The organism is Streptococcus sp. KHUD_013, assembly GCF_052588545.1.
The window spans coordinates 1,259,103-1,278,450 of sequence record NZ_CP186264.1 but is presented as its reverse complement, the minus strand read 5'-3'; the positions used below and the strand labels follow the sequence as shown (position 1 = coordinate 1,278,450).

19 protein-coding genes are annotated in these 19,348 nt (G+C 43.6%); 16 read left to right on the top strand and 3 right to left on the bottom strand.

The window, feature by feature from the left end:
* The first annotated feature begins 1 nt into the window (after nucleotide 1).
* From ACOXXR_RS06005 to ACOXXR_RS05960, 10 genes are all read left to right on the top strand, one after another.
* Nucleotides 2-280 (top strand): UPF0223 family protein, encoded by a 279-nt coding sequence (locus ACOXXR_RS06005; protein ID WP_023026658.1) that lies wholly within the window; start codon nucleotides 2-4, stop codon nucleotides 278-280.
* Nucleotides 270-1,043, top strand: a complete 774-nt coding sequence (locus tag ACOXXR_RS06000; RefSeq protein WP_048717256.1) for an inositol monophosphatase family protein — start codon at nucleotides 270-272, stop codon at nucleotides 1,041-1,043. Before ACOXXR_RS06005 ends, ACOXXR_RS06000 begins: the two co-directional genes overlap by 11 nt.
* Nucleotides 1,040-2,344, top strand: a complete 1,305-nt coding sequence (locus tag ACOXXR_RS05995; RefSeq protein ID WP_445278275.1) for an RsmF rRNA methyltransferase first C-terminal domain-containing protein — start codon at nucleotides 1,040-1,042, stop codon at nucleotides 2,342-2,344. Before ACOXXR_RS06000 ends, ACOXXR_RS05995 begins: the two co-directional genes overlap by 4 nt.
* 130 nt (nucleotides 2,345-2,474) lie before the next feature.
* On the top strand, nucleotides 2,475-3,341 hold the full coding sequence (locus tag ACOXXR_RS05990; protein WP_048717260.1) for a phosphate ABC transporter substrate-binding protein PstS family protein: 867 nt from the start codon (nucleotides 2,475-2,477) through the stop codon (nucleotides 3,339-3,341).
* 17 nt (nucleotides 3,342-3,358) lie between these two features.
* Entirely contained in the window at nucleotides 3,359-4,270 is a 912-nt protein-coding gene (pstC, locus tag ACOXXR_RS05985; RefSeq protein ID WP_048717261.1) for a phosphate ABC transporter permease subunit PstC, read from the top strand.
* Nucleotides 4,260-5,144 carry a phosphate ABC transporter permease PstA gene (gene pstA, locus ACOXXR_RS05980; protein WP_006596570.1) on the top strand — a complete coding sequence of 295 codons (885 nt, stop codon included), beginning with the start codon at nucleotides 4,260-4,262 and terminating at the stop codon, nucleotides 5,142-5,144. The genes pstC and pstA overlap by 11 nt, the downstream gene beginning before the upstream one ends.
* Before the next feature lie 11 nt (nucleotides 5,145-5,155).
* Nucleotides 5,156-5,959 (top strand): phosphate ABC transporter ATP-binding protein PstB, encoded by an 804-nt coding sequence (gene pstB, locus ACOXXR_RS05975; RefSeq protein WP_048689960.1) that lies wholly within the window; start codon nucleotides 5,156-5,158, stop codon nucleotides 5,957-5,959.
* 36 nt (nucleotides 5,960-5,995) lie between these two features.
* A complete protein-coding gene (pstB, locus tag ACOXXR_RS05970; RefSeq protein WP_006597331.1) occupies nucleotides 5,996-6,754 on the top strand; it encodes a phosphate ABC transporter ATP-binding protein PstB in 759 nt (252 codons plus the stop codon).
* Between the two features lie 14 nt (nucleotides 6,755-6,768).
* Entirely contained in the window at nucleotides 6,769-7,422 is a 654-nt protein-coding gene (gene phoU, locus ACOXXR_RS05965) for a phosphate signaling complex protein PhoU (RefSeq protein ID WP_006596567.1), read from the top strand.
* A 131-nt stretch (nucleotides 7,423-7,553) separates the two neighbouring features.
* A complete protein-coding gene (locus ACOXXR_RS05960) occupies nucleotides 7,554-10,097 on the top strand; it encodes a M1 family metallopeptidase (protein WP_445278274.1) in 2,544 nt (847 codons plus the stop codon).
* A gap of 56 nt (nucleotides 10,098-10,153) precedes the next feature.
* On the opposite strand, the gene ACOXXR_RS05955 is transcribed toward ACOXXR_RS05960, so the two are convergent.
* Nucleotides 10,154-10,696 carry a biotin transporter BioY gene (locus ACOXXR_RS05955; RefSeq protein WP_042361035.1) on the bottom strand — a complete coding sequence of 181 codons (543 nt, stop codon included), beginning with the start codon at nucleotides 10,694-10,696 and terminating at the stop codon, nucleotides 10,154-10,156.
* 205 nt (nucleotides 10,697-10,901) lie between these two features.
* Here ACOXXR_RS05955 and ACOXXR_RS05950 point away from each other — a divergent pair, with 205 nt between their 5' ends.
* The 5 genes from ACOXXR_RS05950 to ACOXXR_RS05930 all read left to right on the top strand — a co-directional run bounded on the left by ACOXXR_RS05950 (nucleotide 10,902) and on the right by ACOXXR_RS05930 (nucleotide 15,963).
* A complete protein-coding gene (locus tag ACOXXR_RS05950; RefSeq protein WP_023022846.1) occupies nucleotides 10,902-11,492 on the top strand; it encodes a hypothetical protein in 591 nt (196 codons plus the stop codon).
* 113 nt (nucleotides 11,493-11,605) lie between these two features.
* Entirely contained in the window at nucleotides 11,606-12,280 is a 675-nt protein-coding gene (locus ACOXXR_RS05945) for a response regulator transcription factor (protein ID WP_023022847.1), read from the top strand.
* Nucleotides 12,270-13,643 carry a sensor histidine kinase gene (locus tag ACOXXR_RS05940; RefSeq protein ID WP_023022849.1) on the top strand — a complete coding sequence of 458 codons (1,374 nt, stop codon included), beginning with the start codon at nucleotides 12,270-12,272 and terminating at the stop codon, nucleotides 13,641-13,643. The genes ACOXXR_RS05945 and ACOXXR_RS05940 overlap by 11 nt, the downstream gene beginning before the upstream one ends.
* A 353-nt stretch (nucleotides 13,644-13,996) precedes the next feature.
* The gene (gene gloA / locus ACOXXR_RS05935; RefSeq protein ID WP_023022851.1) at nucleotides 13,997-14,383 is read left to right on the top strand and encodes a lactoylglutathione lyase; all 387 of its coding nucleotides are present in this window, start codon (nucleotides 13,997-13,999) and stop codon (nucleotides 14,381-14,383) included.
* A gap of 209 nt (nucleotides 14,384-14,592) precedes the next feature.
* Nucleotides 14,593-15,963, top strand: a complete 1,371-nt coding sequence (locus ACOXXR_RS05930) for a polysaccharide deacetylase family protein (RefSeq protein ID WP_445278273.1) — start codon at nucleotides 14,593-14,595, stop codon at nucleotides 15,961-15,963.
* Between the two features lie 472 nt (nucleotides 15,964-16,435).
* Here the strand turns inward: ACOXXR_RS05930 and ACOXXR_RS05925 are convergent, their stop codons facing one another.
* Both ACOXXR_RS05925 and ACOXXR_RS05920 read right to left on the bottom strand, forming a co-directional pair.
* A complete protein-coding gene (locus ACOXXR_RS05925) occupies nucleotides 16,436-17,524 on the bottom strand; it encodes a DEAD/DEAH box helicase (protein WP_223355991.1) in 1,089 nt (362 codons plus the stop codon).
* A 1-nt stretch (nucleotide 17,525) separates the two neighbouring features.
* Nucleotides 17,526-18,503 carry a Gfo/Idh/MocA family protein gene (locus ACOXXR_RS05920; RefSeq protein WP_223355990.1) on the bottom strand — a complete coding sequence of 326 codons (978 nt, stop codon included), beginning with the start codon at nucleotides 18,501-18,503 and terminating at the stop codon, nucleotides 17,526-17,528.
* 207 nt (nucleotides 18,504-18,710) lie between these two features.
* On the opposite strand from ACOXXR_RS05920, the gene udk reads away from it, so the two are divergent.
* Nucleotides 18,711-19,346, top strand: a complete 636-nt coding sequence (udk, locus tag ACOXXR_RS05915) for a uridine kinase (protein WP_445278272.1) — start codon at nucleotides 18,711-18,713, stop codon at nucleotides 19,344-19,346.
* The last annotated feature ends 2 nt before the right edge of the window (nucleotides 19,347-19,348 follow it).

Genomic DNA, 19,348 nt, shown 5'->3' with positions numbered 1-19,348 from the left:
TATGAATAAGAATTATAGTTACCCACTCGATTTATCGTGGAGCACTGAAGAGCTTGCTTCGGTGCTTTCTTTTTTTAATCAGGTTGAACAAGCCTACGAACAAAAGGCAGATGCCCGCATCTACCTAGAAGCCTATAAGGCCTTTAAGAAAGTTGTCCCAAGTATTGGCGAAGAAAAGCGTCTGGGCAAAGAATTTGAAGAGGTCAGCGGCTACTCACTTTATCGTGCAACCAAAGTTGCGAAAGAAAAAGGGGAAGGATGGTTTTCGATTGATCAATAAATTAGAATTTGCTAAGACCATTGTCAAAGAAGCAGGAAGCTATCTTAGAGAACACCTGCATGACCAGCTAGCAATCACAGTCAAAACAAATCCGACGGATTTGGTGACTCAAATGGACCAAGAAGTGCAAGCAACCCTGGTTGGCAAGATTTTAGAAGCCTATCCAGAAGACCACATTTTTGCCGAAGAGGATGACCTTCGTGCACCTATTTGTTCCGGTAAGGTCTGGGTGATTGATCCCATTGATGGGACCAATAATTTTGTGACCCAAAAAGAAGACTTTGCTGTTATGGTTGCTTATTTTGAAGAAGGGATTGGCCAGTTTGGCTTGATTTATGATGTCATGCGGGATCATCTCTTTTTTGGTGGAAAGGATTTTGGAGTCTTTTGTAATGAGCAAGAACTGCAACCCTTTCAAAATCGTCCCCTTAGTGATTTATTAGTGGCTTCCAATGTTGGTATGCTCAAGTCCAACGCTTGGGGCATGGCGGATCTGGGGGCAGAATGCTTAGGAATTCGGGTTTATGGGAGTGCTGGTATCAGCTTTACCAAGATTTTATCCGGTGGTATTTTAGGCTACTTCAGCTATATCTGGCCATGGGACTATGCAGCAGCAGCCATCATGGGCGAGTGCCTAGGTTACTCTGTTTTGACTCTAGAAGGAAAAGAACCCAACTATGAGACCTTGGAGCCCATCATGATGGTGCCAACTTGTAAATTAGATGAGATTCAACCCTTTTTGAAGAAAGGAACACACGCATGACCTTTCCTCAAGGATTTAAAGAAAAATATGATCAACTACTTGGAGAGGAGGCTGAGGCCTTCTTTCAAACCTTTGACGAGCCGGCCGTATCTGCCTATCGGACTAATCCATTAAAGGCGGAGCAAATCAGTGGAGATGACCCTATTCCAGGCATGCCTTGGAGTTACTATGGCAAGGTGTCGGGTAAATCCGTTGCCCATGTCACTGGACTGGTCTATTCGCAAGAACCGGCTGCCCAAATGGTAGCCCAAGTAGCCCATCCAAAACCAGGTATGAAGGTCTTGGATCTTGCGGCAGCACCGGGTGGCAAGACAACCCACTTGCTCTCTTATTTAGACAATCAAGGACTCCTTGTTTCCAATGAAATCCACAAGGGGCGCTCCAAGATTCTGGTCGAGAATGTCGAACGCTTTGGAGCCCGTAATGTCGTGGTGACCAATGAATCAGCCAATCGCTTGGCTAAGGTTTTCCCAGCCTATTTTGATTTGATTGTTTTGGACGCACCATGCTCTGGTGAAGGAATGTTTCGAAAGCAGCCAGATGCTATGGACTATTGGCATCCTGATTATCCAGCCCAATGTGCTGGTCTCCAGAGAGAAATCTTAACAGATGCCCTCAAGATGCTTGCACCAGGGGGGCAGCTGGTTTATTCGACTTGTACCTGGGCACCAGAAGAAAACGAAGAAATTGTCTCTTGGCTCTTAGACGAATACGAGCTGGAATTGCTACCGATTGAAAAAATCAATGGCATGGTAGAAGGGATCGGCCATCCTGAAACAGCTCGGATGTACCCTCATCGTTTCAAAGGGGAAGGGCAATTTGTTGCTAAATTCCATTATCAGGGAGAGCCTGAAGTCAAGAAGATCAAGGAAGGCCGTTCCAATCTAACGGCTGAGCAGAAAAAGTTGTGGCAAGCTTTTGCCAAGGACTGCTTGGCCATGGACTTGGAGGGCCTCTACCAATGTTTTGGAGATCAGCTTTATCTATTGCCGGTTGGACTTCCTGATTTGAAAAAGGTCAAGATTGCTCGCAATGGCTTGCACCTTGGAACCTTCAAGAAAAATCGCTTTGAACCTAGCTTTGCCTTAGGCCTAGCTCTGAAGCCAGAGCAAGTGAAGAAAGCGGTCAGCTTATCAGATCAAGACTTCATCAAGTACGTAGCTGGGGAGACCATTCAACTGGAGCGGGACTATACCAATGGATGGTATCAAGTCTTAGCTGGAGGCAATGGTTTAGGCTTTGCTAAAGTAACGGGCCGTACCTTGAAAAATTTCTTTCCAAAAGGCCTGAGATTTAGATAAATTATTAGGAAATGCGGTCTTTCTATGTTATAGTGGAAATAGAGTGATTCTTGCTAGAATACTAGAAGATGACCAAGTGTTTAGAGATAAAATTTAAACGATATTTGATTATGATTCAAGGAGACTTACATTGAATAAATGCAAAAAGCTAGTCCTTGGGCTAGCAACAGTAGCACTTGCAGTTTCTCTATCTGCCTGTGCATCTTGGATTGACCGTGGAGAAGCGATTACAGCTGTTGGATCGACAGCTCTACAACCGCTCGTTGAAGGGGTGGTAGATCGTTATATTGAAGAACATCCCGGTAAGATTGTCAATGTCCAAGGGGGTGGATCTGGTACAGGTCTTTCTCAGGTCCAATCAGGAGCTGTCGACATTGGAAATAGTGACCTCTTTGCGGAGGAAAAAGATGGCATCGATGCTTCTAGCTTGGTAGACCATCAAGTGGCAGTAGCAGGAACAGCTATTATTGCCAATAAGAATATTTCTGTAGACGATTTGACAACCGAACAATTGCGTAAGATTTTTACTGGTGAATATACCAACTGGAAGCAATTGGGTGGTGAGGACCTGGAAATTACCATTGTGAACCGGGCTGTAGGATCTGGTAGCCGTGCTGTGTTTGATGATATCATCATGAATGGGAAAGACCCAAAACAGGCTCAGGAACAAGATTCCAATGGAATGGTGAAAAACATTGTTTCCCAGACTCCAGGTGCCATTTCTTATTTGGCCTTTACCTACGTGGATGATAGTGTTAAAACTATGAAGTTAAATGGCTATGAACCAACTAAGGAAAACGTGGTGAACAATAACTGGCCAATCTGGTCTTACGAACATATGTATACCAAGGGGGAGCCAAGTAAATTGGCTAAGAAATTCTTGGATTACATGATGACTGATGAAGTCCAGCAGGAAATCGTTGGTAAGATGGGCTATATCCCAATCAATGATATGAAAGTCAGCCGTGATCTTGACGGTAACATTACGAAGAAATAAGAAGAATTAGGTAAAACATGAATGAAGTAGCAAAAAAAATGCTCGCAAAGTCCAATAATTCTCGGTTGGAAAAATTTGGTAAAACCATTACTTTCTGCTGTATGAGTTTAATCGTCTTTGTCGTAGCTTTGATTTTGATTTTTGTAGCCCAAAAGGGATTATCGACCTTCTTTGTCAACAAGGTCAATGTCTTTAGTTTCCTTTTCGGATCCACATGGAATCCATCAGGGAAAGAATTTGGGGCTTTGCCAATGATCTTGGGTTCCTTCATTGTAACCCTTTTGTCTGCCTTGGTGGCGACACCTTTTGCCATTGGTGCGGCAGTCTTTATGACAGAAGTTTCTCCTAAGGGAGCTCGTCTCTTACAACCAGCCATTGAATTGTTGGTAGGGATTCCTTCTGTTGTATATGGATTTATTGGTTTGCAAGTGGTGGTTCCATTTGTCCGTTCCATCTTTGGTGGGACAGGATTTGGGATCTTGTCAGGGGTCTTTGTCCTCTTTGTCATGATTCTTCCAACTGTGACCTTTATGACAACAGACAGCTTACGGGCAGTGCCTCGTCACTATCGGGAAGCGAGTATGGCTATGGGAGCGACTCGTTGGCAAACGATTTGGCATGTCACCTTAAAGGCGGCTCGCTCAGGTATTTTTACAGCAGTTGTCTTTGGAATGGCCCGTGCCTTCGGTGAAGCCTTGGCTATTCAGATGGTGGTCGGAAACTCAGCGGTTGTTCCAAATTCTTTAACAACTCCAGCTTCCACCTTGACCTCTATTTTGACCATGGGTATCGGAAATACGGTTATGGGAACTGTTAACAACAACGTTCTCTGGTCACTTGCCTTGGTGCTCTTGCTGATGAGTTTGGCATTCAACAGCGTTATCAAATTGATCACGAAAGAAAGAGGTAAGAAGAACTATGCACGCTAAAAAAATAGATAAGATAGCGACAGGGGTTCTCTATGCAATTGCTGGAATTATTGTCACTATTCTTGCTTCTTTGATTCTCTATATCCTGGTTAGAGGGTTGCCGCATGTGTCTTGGACCTTCTTGACCAGCAAATCCTCTTCTTACCAAGCAGGTGGAGGGATTGGGATTCAGCTCTATAATTCCTTCTTCCTCTTAGTCATTACCTTGATTATTTCCTTCCCACTTTCATTAGGGGCAGGGATCTACTTGTCAGAGTATGCCAAGAAGGGCCCATTGACCAATTTGGTTCGGACCTGTATTGAGATCTTGTCTTCTCTCCCATCGGTCGTAGTTGGTCTCTTTGGTTATTTGGTCTTTGTAGTGCAGTTCCAATATGGTTTCTCGATTATTTCTGGAGCCTTGGCCTTGACGGTCTTTAACCTGCCACAGATGACACGAAACATTGAAGATAGTTTGCAAAATGTCCACCATACACAAAGGGAAGCCGGCCTTGCGCTTGGAATTTCTCGTTGGGAAACTGTGATTCACGTGGTGGTACCTGAAGCCTTGCCAAGTATTATTACGGGTGTCGTACTAGCTTCTGGGCGGATCTTTGGGGAAGCAGCGGCCTTGATTTATACTGCTGGTCAGTCTGCCCCAGCCTTGGATTGGAGCAACTGGAACCTCTTTAGTGTCACCAGTCCGATCTCTATTTTCCGTCAAGCAGAAACCCTAGCGGTCCACATTTGGAAGGTCAATAGTGAAGGAACCATTCCAGATGCGATTGAAGTATCTGCTGGATCGGCTGCAGTTTTGTTGATCTTCATTTTGATTTTCAACTTCGGAGCGCGTAAGCTCGGTACTTACCTCCATAAGAAATTAACCTCAGCATAAAAGGAGAAGAAATGTCAAAGTACAATTGGGATGAGAAACATATCATTACTTTTCCTGAAGAAAAAGTGGTCCTTTCGACCAAAGACTTACATGTTTACTATGGTTCAAATGAATCCATCAAAGGCGTGGATATGCAATTTGAGAAGAATAAAATTACAGCTTTGATCGGTCCTTCTGGATCTGGGAAATCCACCTATCTCAGAAGTTTGAACCGGATGAACGATACCATTGATATTGCGCGTGTGACTGGGGAGATCTGGTACGAAGGGATTGACGTTAACCGTCCAGATATCAATGTCTATGAAATGAGAAAGCATATCGGAATGGTCTTTCAACGACCAAATCCCTTTGCCAAGTCTATCTACCGCAATATCACCTTCCCCCACGAGCGGGCAGGTGTCAAAGACAAGAAGGTCTTGGACGAAATCGTCGAAAAATCTTTGAAGCAAGCAGCCCTCTGGGATCAGGTCAAGGATGACTTGCACAAGTCCGCATTGACCCTCTCTGGTGGTCAACAGCAACGCCTTTGTATTGCCCGTGCAATCTCCGTTAAACCAGAGATTTTGCTCATGGATGAGCCAGCTTCAGCCTTGGACCCTATCGCGACTGCTCAGTTGGAAGAAACCATGCTAGAGTTGAAGAAGGACTATACTATTATCATCGTGACCCACAGCATGCAACAGGCAGCTCGGGCCAGCGATTATACAGGATTCTTCTATCTAGGCGATTTGATCGAGTATGATAAAACAGCCAATATCTTCCAAAATGCAAAACTGCAATCGACCAACGATTATGTGTCTGGTCACTTTGGATAGGAATTGGCAACATTGAAATAACATAAGGATGAAAACATGACAGAACCAATTTTGCAAGTCAAGGACTTGTCGGTTTATTACAATAAGAAAAAGGCACTGAATAGTGTGTCACTGGATTTCACCCCTAAAGAAATCACGGCTTTAATCGGTCCTTCTGGATCTGGGAAGTCTACCTTGCTCAAAGCCATCAACCGGATGGGAGATTTGAACCATGAGGTGACGACGACCGGAACCGTCCTCTACAATGGTCACAATATCTATAGTCCACGGACGGATACGGTGGAGCTTCGTAAGGAAATCGGGATGGTCTTTCAACAGCCCAACCCCTTCCCTATGTCTATCTATGACAATGTCACTTACGGACTCATGATCAATGGGGTCAAGGACAAGCAAGTCTTGGATGAAGCAGTCGAAACCTCTTTGAAAAATGCTTCTATTTGGGATGAGGTCAAGGATCGTCTCCATGATTCAGCGATTGGGCTTTCAGGGGGGCAGCAACAACGGGTTTGTGTGGCGCGTGTATTGGCAACCAGTCCAAAGATTATCCTCTTGGATGAGCCAACCTCAGCTTTGGACCCGATTTCTGCTGGAAAGATTGAAGAAACACTTTATGGTTTGAAGGATCGTTACACCATGCTCTTGGTGACGCGGTCTATGCAACAAGCCAGTCGGATCTCGGATAGGACGGCCTTTTTCTTGGATGGGGACCTCATCGAGTATGATGACACCTCAAAAATCTTCTTGAACCCTGCTCGTAAGGAAACAGAAGATTATGTATCAGGGAAGTTTGGATAAGAAAGGGAAAGTAAATGTTACGTGTACAATTTGAAGAAGATTTAGAAAAGCTTCATAACCAGTTTTATGCCATGGGAAATGAAGTCTTGACCCAGATCAACCGCACGGTTCGAGCTTTTGTCACTCATGACCGTGATCTGGCACGTCAGGTGATCGAAGATGATGCGGAGATTAATGAGTATGAAGTGAAGTTGGAGCGCAAATCCTTTGAGATGATTGCCCTTCAACAACCGGTTTCTCAGGACCTTCGGATGGTGATGACAGTCTTAAAAGCTGTATCTGACGTTGAGCGTATGGGAGACCATGCGGTATCTATCGCCCGTGCAACCATCCGTATGAAGGGAGAACTTCGTAGTAAGGTTGTAGAAGAAGAAATTAGCAAAATGGGTCGAGAAGTCAAAGACTTTGTTGAAGCAACCTTGGAGCTCTACTTAAAAGGGGATGTTGAAACGGCCTATGAAGTAGCGACTCGCGATGAAAAGATTAATGAGTATTATGATCGTATTCAAGAGTTGGCAACGGAAGAAATCAAGCATAATCCTGACTTGATTATCACTGGACGTGATTACTTCCAAGTCATCAACTACTTGGAGCGTATTGGTGATTACGCTAAAAATATCTGTGAGTGGGTTGTCTACTTCGAAACTGGAAAGATTGTGGAATTATAAGAAAAGAAAGTCTGAGGTCATGATCTCAGACTTTTGTCTTTTTGTAGGTCTGGTTTTGCCCCCTCTTACCTTACAGTTAGTATGATTTATGTTAGAATAGAAGATGAGAAAAAATGAAGAAGGAGTTACTCATGCAAGCAGTTGCACATTTTATTGATACATTTGTACCTGAGCACTACGATCTATTCTTAGATTTGAACCGCTCTAGTAAAACTTTCTCAGGGAAAGTGATCATTAGCGGAGAAGCAAAAGAGACTCGCATCTCTCTTCACCAAAAGGATTTGACCATCGAAACAGTAGAAGTAGACGGGCAGGACTGTGCCTTTACAGTCAATGATGAGGAAGAGGCTGTCTTTATCGAAGTTCCTGCTACTGGAAAAGTAAACCTTACCCTCACTTATGCAGGGAAGATTACCGATAATATGACAGGAATTTATCCTTCTTACTACACAGTAGATGGTGTAAAGAAGGAAGTGATCTCTACTCAGTTTGAGAGCCACTTTGCACGTGAAGCCTTCCCAAGTGTGGATGAGCCAGAAGCCAAAGCGACCTTTGATTTGGCTGTGAAATTTGACCAAGAAGAGGGAGAAATCGTTCTTTCTAACATGCCTGAAATCGATGTGGAAAACCGCAAAGAAACAGGTATTTGGAAGTTTGACACAACTCCACGTATGTCGTCTTATCTCTTGGCCTTTGCGGCTGGAGACCTCCAAGGGGTGACAGCTAAGACCAAGAATGGAACCCTAGTCGGTGTTTACTCTACCAAAGCTCACCCATTAGAAAACTTGGACTTCTCATTGGATATTGCCGTTCGTGCTATTGAATTTTATGAAGACTACTATGGCGTGAAGTATCCAATCCCTCAATCTCTTCATATCGCCCTTCCAGACTTTTCTTCAGGAGCGATGGAAAACTGGGGCTTGGTAACCTACCGTGAAGTCTACCTTCTTGTTGATGAGAATTCGACTGCCCAAAGCCGTCAAACAGTAGCCTTAGTGGTGGCTCACGAGTTGGCTCACCAATGGTTCGGAAACCTCGTGACCATGAAATGGTGGGATGATCTCTGGTTGAATGAAAGCTTTGCCAACATGATGGAATATGTCAGCTTGGATGCTATCGAACCAAGCTGGAATATCTTTGAAGACTTCCAAACAACTGGTGTGCCTGCTGCCTTGAAACGCGATGCTACAGATGGCGTTCAATCCGTCCATGTGGAAGTGAAACACCCAGACGAGATTAACACCCTCTTTGACCCAGCCATCGTTTACGCTAAGGGTAGCCGTCTCATGCACATGCTTCGCCGTTGGTTAGGCGATGACGCCTTCCGTAAAGGGTTGAAGATTTACTTTGAAAAACACCAATACGGAAATACCATCGGTCGTGACCTTTGGGATGCTCTTGGGCAAGCTTCAGGTCGTGATGTCGCAGCCTTTATGGATTCTTGGTTGGAGCAACCAGGATACCCTGTTGTCTCAGCTGTTGTAGAGAACGATACCTTGATCATCCGTCAAGAGCAGTTCTTTATCGGAGAAAGAGAAGAAAAATGTCGCAAGTGGGTTGTTCCTTTAAATAGCAACTGGACAGGTATTCCAGATACCTTGGATACAGAAGTCTTAGAGATTCCAAACTACAGTGCCTTGAAAGCAGCTAACAGTGGAGCTCTTCGCTTCAATACAGAAAATACAGCTCACTATATCAGTGACTACCGTGGGGAATTGTTGGAAGACATTCTTGCTGACCTTGCTAGCTTGGATAGTACTTCGAAACTACAAGTGGTTCAAGAACGCCGTCTCTTAGCGGAAAGTGGTCAAATTTCTTATGCAAGCCTCTTGCCAGTGATTGAACATTTGACAGAAGAAACTTCCTTCCTGGTTGTTTCTGCTGTATCGAGCGTCTTGAGCGGAATCAGTCTCTTTGTGGATGAAGGAACTGAAACAGAAGTAGCCTTCCATGAGTTGTTGAAACGGATGAACCGTTACAACTTCGAACGCTTGGGACTGGAAGCTAAGCCTGGTGAATCAGAAGAAGACGAAAAAGTTCGTCAGCTAATGATTGCTAATATGATCAAGGCCAATGATGAAGCTGCACAAGCACAAGCGAGCGCTATCTTTGAAGCGCACGCAGCTGATTTGGAAAAACTTCCAGCTGCCATTCGCTTGCAAATCTTAGTCAACCAAATCAAACACCAGGAAACCAAGGCGCTTAGCCAACAATATCTGGATACCTATGTGAAGACAGTTGATGGAAACTTTAAACGCCAGTTGGCGGCTGCCCTTTCTTATACCAAGGATGAGGAAACTTTGGAAGCACTATTGAAAGAGTGGAAGAACAAGGATGTGGTGAAACCTCAGGACTTGGCTATGAGCTGGTACTTCAATTTCTTGCACCATGACTTTACCCAAGGAAGAACCTGGACTTGGGCGCGTGAAAACTGGGATTGGATCAAGAAAGCACTCGGAGGTGATATGAGCTTTGATAAGTTTGTCATCTACCCAGCTAACTGTTTCAAGACCCGTGAACGGTTGAATGAATACAAGGCCTTCTTTGAGCCTCAATTGGATGATATGGCGATCAGCCGTAATATCAAGATGGGAATTAAAGAGATCGCGGCTCGTATCGATCTTATCGAGCGGGAGAAAGCAGCGGTTGAAACAGCCCTTCTAGCAACTAAATAAAGAAAAAAAAGCTCCTAGAGAGGAACCTACAGGTTTGTAGGCCTCTCTAAGAGTTTTTATTTTGCTTTTTTGAAATATGGGAGATGTTTGAGATTGCGATAGAGAATAACTGCGAAAACCGTTGTCAACGTGATCTTAATCAAATCTGGTAATACAAAAGGTAGGACGACCAGTTTTACGGTGAGATCCAAACTCTGGTGGGTAATGAGCATAAAACCTAAGGCACCCCCAATAAAGAGGACGACTTCCCCCAAGGCGTTAGCTAGGAAGATACGAATGGGCTGTCCCTTTTGGCCAGCGAGGCTAGAGGTAACCAAAGCACGAAGGGGAAAGAAGAAAAGGAATCCAGCAGTGGGACCGTAGAAGGAGCTGATGCCTCCGTGACCACCTGCAAAGACGGGGAGGCCAATGGCACCTAAGAGGAGGTAAATGAGAACAGAAAGGGTGGCTTCTTTTGGACGGTAGATGCTGGCGATCAATCCAATCGCTAAAGTCTGAAGCGTGATAGGAATGGGTCCAAGTGGGATTGTAAAAGGAGATAGGGCAGCAATCAGAGCTGCTCCAAGAGCAATTAATGTCATTGATTCTATTTTTTTCAAAACAGTAAACCTCGCTTTATTTTTATGGTAACTATTCTACAAAAAAGAATGCAAGCCTGTCAAGTCCTCTATTCAGCTGTGACAATTGTCTCCATCCTCATTTTAGGAAAGTTTAAGAAAAAATTTAGTCACGATTAAGGAAGAATCGGTAAACTATCCCTATCTAAACAAAGGCCTTGTTTAAATAATTTAAGGAATGGAAAGAATGCAAGCTTCGAATGAACAAAAGCAAGAAAGAACTGAAAAAATGATTGTCGTTAAGAAAAGTCCTAAGTGGTGGGCAACTGCCGCAGCAACAGGAGGACTTGTCGTAGGAATGACTGGTGGATTTGGCTTGGGAATGTTGGCGACAGCCAATACGACTCCCCAACGCCAACAAGCAGCAGTAGCTACACAAAATAGTAACCAGCCTGCCCAAAACCATCAAGGACAAAATAGCCATGGGAACGATCAAAATGGACCTTCTAACTCACAAGGTTTTGATGGCCAAAATGGTGGTCCAGGGCAAGGAGAAATGAACGGTCAACCACCTCAAGGAGGGGGCTCGCAAGGTGGTCAAGGACAAGATGGATTTGGTGGAGGACCAGGCGGTATGCCACCGCAAGATGGCCAAAACGGTGGACCAGGACAAGGAGACATGAATGGCCAACCACCACAAAATGGAGGCCCTCAAGGTCAACAAGACAAGCAACAAAATAGTAAATCGAGTAAAAAGTCCTCCAAGAAATCCTCTTCGAAAAAATCGTCTAGCAATACAAACAATTCATCAAAGGATGAGACAGGGACAGCAGGCTAAGAAAAAAGTTGAAATCGCTATCTGAATGCTACTGAATGAAGCCTGGTCATGTTATAATAGAGTAGAAAATACTCGTCATCCCTGTATGGAAGAATGAGAAGGAGAAAGTACACATGATTAAGATTTTATTAGTAGAAGACGACCTCGGTTTGTCTAATTCAGTATTTGATTTTTTAGATGACTTTGCAGATGTCATGCAAGTCTTTGATGGAGACGAAGGTCTTTATGAGGCTGAAAGTGGCATCTATGACCTCATTTTGCTAGACCTCATGCTCCCTGAAAAAGATGGTTTCCAAGTTCTGAAAGAATTGAGAGATAAGGGTGTCTCCACTCCAGTATTGATTATGACAGCCAAAGAGAGTTTGGACGATAAGGGCCATGGGTTTGAGTTAGGGGCAGATGACTATCTGACCAAGCCATTCTACCTAGAAGAACTCAAGATGCGGATCCAAGCATTGTTGAAGCGCTCTGGTAAGGTCAATGAAAATACCCTTTCTTATGGGAATGTAACCGTTAATCTTTCGACAAATTCTACGCTTGTTGAAGGGAAAGAAGTGGAGCTATTAGGGAAAGAATTTGATCTTTTGGTCTATTTCCTTCAAAATCAAAATGTTATCCTGCCCAAGACACAAATCTTTGATCGACTTTGGGGATTTGATAGCGATACGACTATCTCGGTTGTTGAAGTGTATGTTTCTAAGATTCGTAAGAAGTTAAAAGGAACAGAATTTGCAAAAAATCTCCAAACATTGCGTAGCGTGGGGTACATTCTGAAAGATGCTCAATAAAATTAAAAAAACTGTCAATGCGGATGACTTTTCTTATTTCATCCGCTATTTCGGACTCTTTACCTTGATTTTCTCAACCATGACCTTGATTATTATTCAAGTAATGCGGTCAAGTCTGTATACAACGGTTGATGAAAATTTAAAGATACTGAGTAAAGATCGTTATTCCATCATTAGCTTGGCCAATCGTACCGGAAATGGGATGGGAAGAGACGAACCAGATGATGACCGACCAGAAGATAATGAACCTGATCCCGAGGATGGCCCTAGACCATCGGTCACTTCCAATAGTACAGCCATCCTCTTGAATGATAATTTTGAAAATGTGACGACGGACAATGGTTTTCTGGATTTAAAAACAGTGACCTTTAGTCGCAGCTATTTAAACAAGATCAAGCAGATTCAAATCACCAACCATTATAAGCAAAAAGAAAGCTACCGGGCTTATTTGGTGGATATTGACCCCGATGATTATATCGATGGGGTGAAATATGCCGTGATCATGACCAATATCAGCCAGTTGGAGCAGACCAGTGAAAAACACGAGAGCCAAATCGCCTTGGTCATGATTTGCTTCTGGGGCATTTCCCTCTTTGCAAGTATCTTCCTGGCTAAAATGAGTGTGAAACCTCTCTTAGAGAGCATGAACCGGCAGAAGGCTTTTGTCGAAAATGCTTCTCATGAATTGCGGACACCTTTAGCCGTTTTGCAAAATCGTTTGGAAACCCTGTTCCGAAAGCCAGAGGCAACAATTATGGAATCCAGTGAGAATATCGCCTCCTCTTTGGATGAGGTTCGCAATATGCGCTTACTGACGACCAATCTCTTAAACTTAGCCCGTCGAGATGATGGGATTAAACCTGAGTTTTGTGAAATCCCTCCTTCTTTTTTCGACCAAACCTTTGCCAATTATGAAATCATTGCCGAGGAAAATGATAAAATCTTCGAGTATGAGAATCATGTCGAAAGGAGTCTGGTGTCTGACAAGGTCCTACTGAAACAGCTGATGACCATTTTGTATGACAATGCCCTCAAATACACAGAGGAAGAAGGAAAGATACGGTTTGTCGCCCAATTCAAGGATCGCTATCTCTATCTTCGGGTAGAGGATAATGGACCAGGGATTGCAGACGAAGATAAAAAGCGGATATTTGATCGATTCTACCGAGTGGATAAGGCGCGTACGCGTCAAAAGGGTGGTTTTGGTTTAGGACTGTCCTTAGCCAAGCAAATCGTAGAAGCCTTTAATGGCACCATTACTGTTCGAGATAACAAGCCGAAAGGTGCTATTTTCGAGGTCAAACTAGCAACCAAGTCAGATAGTAAAAAGAAATCAACTTCTAAATCAACGAAAAACAAGTAAGAGAGTGGGACAGAAGTCCTAGCCTCTCAATTATTTTTGGATTGTTGAGCAAGACGCAGTGGTTGAGTGCTCAAAGCACTGCTTTGAGGTGGCGGATAGAACTTGCGAAGCAAGTATCCTAAGTCTTTGTTCGCTTTTTAAGCTTCAAAGATGCCCTATGTTGACGGAAACTATGTTTCCTTTATCTGCAACCTTCAACAGTCTCCCAGACTGTTGAAGCTGTGCGGAGGTGGGACGACGAAATCGAATTCTAACGAATTACCGATTTCTGTCCCACTCTCTTTTTATCTATTTCAAATAATCGCTATTTTTGCCTGACTAGTGTATAATAGAAAAAAAGAAAGAGGTGTCGTATGGCTTCAAAAATGTTACACACTTGTTTGCGAGTGGAGAATTTAGAAAAATCAATTGCCTTTTATGCAGATGCGTTTGGCTTTAAGGAATTGCGTCGCAAAGATTTTCCTGAATACAAATTTACGATTGTTTATCTTGGTTTAGAAGGGGATGACTATGAGTTGGAATTAACTTACAACTATGATCATGGTCCTTACGTCATTGGAGATGGCTTTGCCCATGTTGCCTTGAGTACGCCAGACCTTGAAGCCCTTCATGCGGAGCATAAGGAAAAAGGTTACCAAGTAACAGATCCTAAAGGCTTGCCAGGAACTCTTCCAAACTATTACTTTATTGTGGACCCAGATGGCTACAAAGTCGAAGTGATTCGTGAAAAGTCCTTATAATCAGCATCATATAACTTGTGATAAAGAGCAGGTGTGACCACATCTGTTCTTTTTTTCTGCTTGAAAGTTGCCGGTTCAAAGTGACAGGAGATAGGACTGAGCTACTTTAATTTCCCTATCATATTTTAGGTTTTATTTTTTAGATTCTAGAGTTTTCTACTGTTTTTTGGTGATAAAATTGCTATAATAAGAGTATGAAGAAATCCTACTTGAAAATACTTATTCTCATCCTCCTCAACCTCCTTTTCATCGGGGGGATTTATCTTGCTTATCAGAAGATTGAGGAAGCACGCGCTATCAAAAATTATAATCAACAGTTTTCCAAAGCAATCCAGGAAGAAGAAGCAGTTGAAAAAGACAAAGATACCATTCTTCAAAAAGGAATGGTCGGTCAATCTTATGTTGCTGCCTACTACCCGAAAAATAACGAAGAACCTATCGCAGTGGTCAAAGAGAGAATTTTGGCTGACGTAGGCTCTCTTCCCCAAGAAAAGAAGAAGAATCAGCAAGCAAAAGAGCTATTGTTCTATCATACCGAACGCTCAGAGGACCCATTTGTCGGGGTTCACCCTTATCAGGTGAAGAAGACCCAGTACAAGTGGAAAAACGGTAAGTTCATCAAAGATGGGATCGACAAACTTCCCCTCCTTTATCTAACGGATGAGGGGACGGTCTTCCAATTCTCCCAATTGTTTACGGATGCTGATCTAGCCAAAGAAACCCTCTTAACAGAGTTGCGCTCTCAGCTGGTCTTCTTACAGTTAGGGGAAGATCGAATTGAAGAGCTGATGCAAGCTGTCTCAGCAAGTGATATGGCAAGCTGGCAGTTCACCTACAATCAAGGGGTTCTTTCTATCACACTTCCAGTTACTATTGAGGGAATGGAAACCTTCGATATGCCCCTTTCGAAGCTCTATGATGTGATTGATTCTGCTCGCCTGAATCCTGGAGATTTTCAAGCTTATGAGGCCTACCAAACCCAACGTCACGCTAAGATGGTTGCCTTGACTTTTGATGATGGTCCAGATCCATCGACGACTCCTCAAGCCCTGGATATCCTCAACAAGTACCATGTTAAAGCGACTTTCTTTATGCTTGGGAAGAATGTCTCTGCCTATCCAGAAGTGGCTAAACGGGTCCGTCAGGAAGGACATGAAATCGGGATCCATACTTGGAACCACCCTGTCTTAACTAAGTTGCCTTTGGAGTCAGCTCAAAAAGAAATCATGGATACCAAAGAAGTGATTCAAAAGGTGACTGGAGTGCAAACGAAGATTACTCGTCCTCCTTATGGTTCGATTAATAGTGCCATTCAATATGCAGTGGATCAAGCCTTTATCATGTGGGATGTGGATACCTTGGATTGGAAGAGTCATAACACCGAAGCGATCTTAGCAGAGGTGAAAAAACAAGTCAAACCAGGATCAATTATCCTGATGCATGATATTCACCAAACTTCGATTAATGCTCTCCCAGCTGTGATCCAATACCTTCAATCGCAAGGCTACACTATCGTCACGGTTGATGAACTCTTAAACCACCAAGTGGAAAGTCATCGCCTCTATTACAATCGGAATTAAAAAAATCGTTCGTAGAAATACGAACGATTCAGATTGAAGATAAAGTAATTTTAAAAACTTTCCTTAGGTGAGTACGGACGTCAGCGAACTTCGTAGAAGTTCCATGACTAATTAAGATACAAAGGGCGTCTGCGGATAAAGTCAAAATAGGAAGTTTGACGCAGAATCTTTCGATTCTAGGAGAACTTATCTTTTTGACACAATCCGTAGCCCGTGTTCAATTAGTTTTGAGCCTCTTCGCTCTTTAATTTCTGGGCTCAGGCTAAAACAGTTCCCCAAACTGTTTTACTCTCAATAATTCCGAGTGTCTGAAACGATTGTGTTTCAGGCACTTTTCTCACGGCGGAAAGTTTTTTTCATATTCTTAAATGACTAAAAATATAAGTTGTTTTTTGAAAATCATCCAGCTGTTTTATGTAAAACAATAGTTTGTCTACATTAAAAATCGTTCGTAATACTACGAACGATTTTCTTATTCTTCCCCTATATAGAGTTGAGCTCCCTTAAGGATTAAAGGACGAACAGGGCTTAATTTTTTCAAACTTTTTAATTCTTCTGGATGGCTAATCAAGGTGATGACATAGCCTTCTTTGCCCATGCGCCCGGTACGCCCGGATCTGTGGATGTAGGTTTCGGCATCTCTTGGGACTTCATAGTTGACGACACATTCTAGTGAGTCGATATCGATTCCCCGCGCTACCAAATCTGTTGCCAGAAGGAGTGTCAGCTGATGATCCTTAAAGCGTTCCAGAATGACTTTCCGGAATTTGACGTTGACGTCACTAGCAAGTGAGACAGCGCTAACTCCTCGGTACTGGAGTTTTTCTTCAGCGCTCCCTAGGTCGGACAAGCTATTGAAGAAAACGAGGCCACGAAAGTCTTCGACATTGGATAGTTTTCTGAGGAGTTCGACCTTTTCTCGCTTGTCCACTTCCATATAGAAGTGCTGGATATTGTCCAAGTTTTGCCCTTCTACCTGAATGGTCAGGGTATTGGGCTCGATTTGCTCTGGATCAAACTTAGTCGTTGCACTCATATAGATAAATTGATGATCTCGTGGCGCGTAGTGGCAAATCTTGTCGACAAAGTGATACTGAGAGTCGCTGAAAAGTTGGTCAAATTCGTCCAGGATGATGGTATCGACATTCATCATCTTGATTTTCTTGAGCTTGATCAACTCAAAAATACGGCCTGGAGTTCCGATGAGAATTTCGGGTCCTTTTTTAAGACGTTCGATTTGCCGTTTTTGACTAGAGCCGGAAAGGAAAAGTTGAGCACTGAGTCCAAGAGGCTCTGCCCATTGTTTAGTGACATCAAAGATTTGTCCGGCCAATTCTGTATTGGGGGAGAGAATCAGCAATTGTTGCGCTTTTTTAGGTTTTAGCTTGAGAAGACTAGGGAAGAGATAGGCCAGAGTCTTCCCAGTTCCTGTCGGGCTGACTCCAAGCACATTCTCCCCTTGGGTGATCGGCTCAAAGAGGCGTTCTTGGATTTCAGTGAGTTGCTCAAAGCCGAGGGTTTTGAGTTGCTCTTGCCAGAGCGGTGGGAATGCTAGTGTCATATTAGTTTTCGTCCTTAAAGTGTATTCCAGCATCTTGGCGCATAGCATAGAGGGCTTGATGGACCATCTGTCCAGTTTGGAGCCAAGTCTGGTAAAGTATCTGGTCGCCTTCTGTCATCATACTAGCAAAGGCCTGGGCTTCTTCTAGCATGTTATGAGGGGCAGGAGTGATTAGAAGCTGGTAGCTGTTTCCAGAATGGTCTTGAAAAACAGCCTCGTTAACGGCTTCAATGCCACTCAGAAAGAGGGTGCCATCTGTTGTGTAGATTTCAGCAGGAAGATTGCTGGTCACATCTTTGCCGGCTTGAATGCCGATGACAAAGTCAGAATAAACCAAGCTACCATGTCCGTTCAAATCGATTGAATTAGGCAATTGTCGCGCTTGATAGGTTACTGATTCAGGTTGACCGAAGAGGCCGATTGCAAAGTAAAGGGGATAGACACCCAGATCCATAAGGGCTCCGCCAGCAAACTGGTCAGAGAAAATATTAGGTGTAGCCCCTTTCAGGAGTTCGGGCATTTTAGAGGAGTATTTGGCATAGGTCATGTGACCACCCAAGATGGTCTTGTCTTTGAGAAAGTCTTGGATGGTCGCAAAGGCTTTTTCATGATAGTTGCGAGCTGCTTCAAAGAGATAGACCTGGTGCTCCTTGGCCAATTTGACCAACTCTTCCCATTCCTTGGGAGTAGTGACGGCTGGTTTTTCAAGGATGACATGTTTCTTAGCTAGAAGGGCTAACTTTGCCTGAGGATAGTGGAGTGAATTGGGACTAGCAATGTAGATGACATCCAGGTCACTATCTAAAAAGGCAATCAGATCATCATAGAGGGCCACTTGTCCATAGGGTTGGGCGAAGCTATTAGCCTTCTCTAAGGTCCGCGAATAGACTGCCCTTAACTCATAGTGGCCTGTTTCTTTTGTTGCGGCCAGGAAGGAATGGGAGATGGCACTGGTGCCGATGATACCGAGTTTTAGCATGGCAGCTCCTTTCAATCAGGTATTTACTGGTTTCATTATATCATGTTTCACCCTAAAAAGATGGAATGGGCCTTTCGAACTGGGACGGAAGGGGAAAGGAGATCCTTCTTTGATTTTGGATGAAAGCCATAGAAAAATGGTTCAAGTCGTGGTCAAGTGACCGCTTTTGTGATAGAATAAATAGGATTATAGAAAATGGAGAAGAAGATGCGAAACAGACCAATTATTATCGGTGTAACAGGTGGTTCTGGTGGAGGAAAAACTAGTGTTTCTCGAGCTATTTTGTCCCACTTTCCAGATGAAAAGATTGCTATGATTGAGCACGATTCTTATTACAAGGATCAAAGCCATTTAACCTTTGAAGAGCGGATTCAGACCAACTATGACCATCCTTTTGCCTTTGATACAGACCTCATGATTGAGCAAATCAATGAGTTGTTGGGTGGACGTCCGGTTGATATTCCAACATATGACTATGCAGCGCATACGCGTAGTGCTAAGACTTATCGCCAGGAGCCTCAGGATGTCTTTATCGTTGAGGGGATTTTGGTCTTGGAGGACAAGCGTCTTCGTGACTTGATGGATATCAAGATTTTCGTTGATACCGATGATGATGTGCGGATCATTCGCCGGATCAAGCGAGATATGGAAGAGCGTGGTCGGAGTTTGGACAGCGTCATCGAGCAATACTTGGGAGTGGTGAAGCCGATGTACCATCAGTTTATCGAGCCAACCAAGCGCTATGCGGATGTCATCATTCCAGAAGGAGTGACCAATACCGTAGCCATTGATTTGATTACGACCAAGATTGAGAAGATTTTGAGCGAATCACGTGAAGGATAAGA